Raw genomic sequence first — 4,110 nt, 5'->3', positions numbered from 1 at the left:
CCGTGGCCGCCACGCCGTGGACGGGCTCCGCCTCGGGCGCGGGCTGCTCGGCCGGCTCCTGGCGCTGCTCGGCGGGCTCCTCACGCTGCTGCGCGGGGGCCTCGGCGGCGGGCGCGCCCGAGCCGACGATCGCGAGGTTCGCGCCGACCTCGACGGTCTCGTCCTCCTGGACGAGGATCTGCTGCACGGTGCCCGCCACGGGGGAGGGGACCTCGGTGTCGACCTTGTCGGTCGAGACCTCGAGCAGCGGCTCGTCGACCTCGACGGTGTCGCCGACGGACTTGAGCCACCGCGTCACGGTGCCCTCCGTCACGGACTCGCCGAGCGCCGGGAGCTTGATCTCCTCGCCGCCGCCACCGGCGGGCGCGGAGTCCGCGGCGGGGGCGGGCTGCTCGGCCGGGGCGGGCGCCTCCTCGGCCGGGGCAGGGCCCTGCTCGGCCGGGGCCTCGGGCTGCGCCTGCTGCGGCTCCTCGGCCGGGGCGGGCGCGGCGCTGCCGGCGCCCTCGCCCGAGCCGACGACGGCGAGGTTCGCGCCGACCTCGACGGTCTCGTCCTCCTGGACGAGGATCTGCTCGAGGACGCCCGCGACGGGCGACGGGATCTCGGTGTCGACCTTGTCGGTCGAGACCTCGAGCAGCGGCTCGTCGACCTCCACGGTGTCGCCGACGGACTTGAGCCACCGGGTGACGGTTCCCTCGGTGACGGACTCGCCGAGCGCCGGCATCTGCACGTTCTCAGACATGACCTGCCTGGTCTCCTTCGATGTTCGGGGTCAGTTGTGGGCGTGCAGAGGCTTGCCGGCCAGTGCCAGGTGCGCCTCTCCGAGTGCCTCGTTCTGGGTGGGGTGGGCGTGGACCAGGGCGGCGACGTCCTCGGGGTACGCCTCCCAGCCCACGATCAGCTGGCTCTCGCCGACGAGCTCGCCGACGCGCGAACCGATCATGTGCACGCCGACGACGGGCCCGTCCGTGCGGCGCACGAGCTTGACGAACCCGGTGGTGGCGAGGATCTTGCTCCGGCCGTTGCCGGCGAGGTTGTACTCGATCGTCTCGACCGCGTCGTCGCCGAACGCGCGGCGCGCGTCCGCCTCGGTGAGGCCGACGGACGCGACCTCCGGGTCGCAGTACGTCACGCGCGGGATCGACGACTCGACGACCGGCGTGGGCGACAGGCCCGCGATCTGCTCGGCGAGGAAGATGCCCTGCGCGAAGCCGCGGTGCGCGAGCTGGAGGCCGGGGACGACGTCGCCCGCGGCCCACAGGTTCCCGACGCCGGTGTGCAGGCGCTCGTCGACCACGACGAAGCCGCGGTCGAGCCGCACGCCCTGCTCCTCGAGGCCGAGACCGGCCGTCCGGGGTCCGCGCCCCACGGCCACGAGCAGGAGCTCGGCGTCGATCGTCCTCCCGGACTCGAGCGTGACCGTCACCCCGGACCCGGTCTCCTTGACGCCGGCGAACCGGTCGCCGAGGGAGAAGCCGATGCCGCGCTTGCGGAACGCGCGCTCGAGCGCCTTCGACAGCGCCACGTCCTCGTTCGGGACGAGGTGGTCGAGCGCCTCGACGACCTGGACCTCCGCGCCGAACGACCGCCACACGCTCGCGAACTCGCAGCCGATGACGCCGCCGCCGAGCACGACGACCGACGACGGCACGCGGTCGAGCCGCAGCGCCTGGTCGGAGGTGATGACGCGGCCGCCGATCTCGAGGCCGGGCAGCGACCGGGCCGTCGAGCCCGTGGCGACGACGACGTGGCGGCCCGTGTACCGCGTGCCGTCGACCTCGACGGTGTCGGGCGCGACGAGCCGGCCCCAGCCCTGCACCAGCGTGATGCCCCGCGACGCGACGAGACCCTGCAGGCCCTTGTACAGGCCGGCGACGACGCCGTCCTTGTAGTCGTGGACGCGGGCCATGTCGACGCCCTCGAACGTGCTGCGGATGCCGAACCGCTCGCCCTCGCGCGCGCCGTCGGCCAGCTCGGCCGCGTGCAGCAGCGCCTTGGTGGGGATGCAGCCGTCGTGCAGGCACGTGCCCCCGAGCTTGCCCGCCTCGACCAGCACGACCGACAGGCCGAGCTGGGCGGCGCGCAGCGCGGTCGCGTAGCCGGCGCTGCCTCCGCCCAGGACGACGACGTCGGTGGGTGTGCCCGGGTCGGCCACGTACGACTCCTTCAGCAGGGGAGAGCGGTGTCGGACGTCCACCGCGCGGTCGCGGCCGCCCTGAACCCGACGGCGTCCGGACCGCGGTGCGCGGACGTTCTCCGGGAGCCATCTTGGCACCTCGCGGACCGCGTCCCCAATCGGACCCGCGGTCGGCGGCTGTGACGCTGCAGACAGCGCCGTCCCGAGCGAGCCCCCACGGTGGCGGGCGGACGTCCCCCCGGCGCGCTCCGAGCCGGCGCCCAGGGTGCGCCCGGGACGAGGCCGGCGACGGCCTGTACCCTGCCGCTGTGTCCCGGCTCTCGCGACTGTTCTCCCGTCGTCCCGCCACGCCCGCGTCGCCGGCGGGTGCGCCCGCGTCGGCGGGGGAGGCGCGCCGCGCGACCCTCGCGCACCTGCAGGACTTCGTGCGCACGCGCGTCGGCGTCGAGGCCTACGTCGAGCCGCCCACGCAGGACACCGGGGCCACGCTCCTGCTCATCGCCACGACGGGCGAGTGGACGCGCCGCCGCGTGCCCGACGAGAAGACGGCGTTCGACGTCGCCGGGTCCCTCGGCGTGCCGGTCTACAACGTCCGGTTCACCGGCTACCCCCAGCGCATGCGGGACTGGAACTCGGCGCAGCGCCGTCGCTGAGCCGCGCCGGGAGCGCTGAGCCGGCCCCGGAGCGCGACAGGCGGCCGCGGCCCGTCCGGTCGCCCGGACGGACCACGACCGCCTGCAGGGCGGACGAGGCGGAGGTCAGCGGCCGGCGCGGCCCTCGACGAGGCCGAGCAGCGTGCGCACCGCGACGCCCGTGCCGCCGACCGGCGTGTAGCCGTGCGCCGATCCCTCGTTGAACGCGGGGCCCGCGATGTCGAGGTGCGCCCACGGCGTCGACCCGACGAACTCCTGGAGGAACAGGCCGGCGACGAGCATGCCGCCGAACCGGTCGCCGATGTTCGCGAGGTCGGCCACCTTCGACTTCAGGGACGCGCCGAGCTCCTCGGGCAGCGGCATCGGCCAGAACTGCTCGCCGGCGGCGTCCGCCGCGGCCACGACCTCGGCCCGGACCGCGTCCGCGCCCATGACGGCCGAGACGCGGTTGCCGAGCGCGATCATCTGCGCGCCGGTGAGCGTCGCGACGTCGAGCACGACGTCCGGCTTCTCCTCGATCGCGGCGACGAGGCCGTCGGCCATGACGAGACGGCCCTCGGCGTCGGTGTTGAGCACCTCGACGGTCTTACCGCCGCGGATCGTGATGACGTCCGACGGGCGCTGCGCGGTGCCGGACGGCATGTTCTCCGCGAGGCACAGCCAGCCGGTCACCGCCACGGGCAGGCCGAGCCGCGCCGCGGCGACGACGGTGCCGAGCACGGCGGCGGCGCCGGCCATGTCCGACTTCATCGCCTCCATGCCCTTGGCGGGCTTGATCGAGATGCCGCCCGAGTCGAACGTGATGCCCTTGCCCACGAGGGCGACCTTCGCCTTGGGCCGGGCGGGGGCGTAGGAGACCTTGACGAGGCGCGGCCCGCGGGCCGACCCCTGGCCGACGGCGACGAGACCGCCGTAGCCGCCCGCGACGAGCGCCTTGTCGTCGAGGACCGTCACCTTGAGGCCCTTGGCGCCGGAGTCCTTGACGGCCTGCTTCGCGACGTCGGCGAACGCGGCCGGGTACAGGTCGTTCGGGGCGGCGTTGACGAGGTCGCGCGTCGCGTTGACGGCGTCCGCGACGACCTCGGCGCGCTCGACGGCCGACTTCGCGGCGGCGCTGCGCGCGTTCGCCGCGAGCACCTCGATCGAGGCCGGCGGCCGGGAGGTCGCGGACGTCGCGGCCTCGCCCGTGCGGTACCGCGTGAACGTGTACGCGCCGAGCAGCGCGCCCTCGGCGACGGCGCCGAGCTGCGCGTCGTCCTCGACGGGGAGCGCGACGGCGACCGTGCCGGTGCCCGCGAGGGCGCGGACGGCGGCTCCCGC

General features: G+C 75.3%; 4 protein-coding genes. 1 reads left to right on the top strand and 3 read right to left on the bottom strand.

Annotation, left to right across the window (positions count from 1 at the left end; all coding sequences use genetic code 11):
* Both JZ5iCDA_RS16050 and lpdA read right to left on the bottom strand, forming a co-directional pair.
* The coding region (locus tag JZ5iCDA_RS16050) for a biotin/lipoyl-containing protein (RefSeq protein WP_290438820.1) at positions 1-742 on the bottom strand (742 nt) is incomplete at its 3' end.
* Between the two features lie 30 nt (positions 743-772).
* Positions 773-2,155, bottom strand: a complete 1,383-nt coding sequence (gene lpdA, locus JZ5iCDA_RS16045) for a dihydrolipoyl dehydrogenase (RefSeq protein ID WP_069388051.1) — start codon at positions 2,153-2,155, stop codon at positions 773-775.
* Positions 2,156-2,445: 290 nt separating this feature from the next.
* On the opposite strand from lpdA, the gene JZ5iCDA_RS16040 reads away from it, so the two are divergent.
* On the top strand, positions 2,446-2,790 hold the full coding sequence (locus JZ5iCDA_RS16040; RefSeq protein ID WP_069388050.1) for an oxidoreductase: 345 nt from the start codon (positions 2,446-2,448) through the stop codon (positions 2,788-2,790).
* Positions 2,791-2,895: 105 nt separating this feature from the next.
* Here the strand turns inward: JZ5iCDA_RS16040 and JZ5iCDA_RS16035 are convergent.
* Positions 2,896-4,110 (bottom strand): leucyl aminopeptidase (locus JZ5iCDA_RS16035; protein ID WP_069388049.1); only part of this gene is annotated, 1,215 nt, incomplete at its 5' end.

Source organism: Cellulosimicrobium cellulans (genome assembly GCF_001722485.1).
Lineage (GTDB): Bacteria > Actinomycetota > Actinomycetes > Actinomycetales > Cellulomonadaceae > Cellulosimicrobium > Cellulosimicrobium cellulans_A.
Note: the sequence above shows the minus strand (reverse complement) of the source record. Positions and strands in the feature narration are given on the sequence as shown.